Genomic DNA, 632 nt, shown 5'->3' with positions numbered 1-632 from the left:
CGTCGAAGCGCCTGACCACCGCCGGCTGCACCGTGCGGGCTGTCGACTTCGACGCCCGCGACACCGGCTCGCACGCGGACGTGGTCGCCGCGGCGGCCGAGGACGGCGACGTGGACGTGGCCGTGGTGGCGTTCGGCCTGCTCGGCGACCAGGAGGAGGCGTGGACCGACGTCGAGGCCGCCCGGGCCCTGGCCGAGGTCAACTACGTCGGTGCGGTCACCGTGGGCGTCGCGCTGGCCGACCTGGTGCGCCGCCAGGGCCACGGCGTCGTCGTCGCGCTCTCCAGCGTCGCCGGCGAGCGTCCGCGCCGCTCCAACTTCGTCTACGGCTCGACCAAGGCCGGCATGGACGCCTTCTACACCGGGCTGGGCGACGCGCTGCGTCCGCTCGGCGGCCGGGTCGTCGTCGTCCGGCCCGGCTTCGTCCGCTCCAAGATGACCGAGGGCCTCGAGGCCGCTCCCCTGGCGACCACGCCCCAGGCCGTCGCCGCGGCCGTCGTCAAGGCGGTCACGAACGGCACCGAGCAGGTCTGGGTGCCCGGCGCCATGCGCGGCGTCATGAGCGGGCTGCGTCACCTGCCGCGCGCCGTGTTCCGCCGCCTGCCCGTCTGAGCGTCGGGCCGGCCAGCGCCA

At 75.9% G+C, this 632-nt stretch carries 1 protein-coding gene; it reads left to right on the top strand.

The genetic code is table 11. The features are described from left to right. Positions 1-611: decaprenylphospho-beta-D-erythro-pentofuranosid-2-ulose 2-reductase (gene dprE2, locus AC2W7G_RS18000; protein ID WP_485869635.1), on the top strand; the 611-nt coding region annotated here is incomplete at its 5' end. Between the last annotated feature and the right edge of the window lie 21 nt (positions 612-632).

The organism is Aeromicrobium sp. PFPM2_SD2 (genome assembly GCF_057364525.1).
The sequence above is the reverse complement of the archived record's forward strand: the minus strand, read 5'-3'. Positions and strand labels throughout refer to the sequence as shown.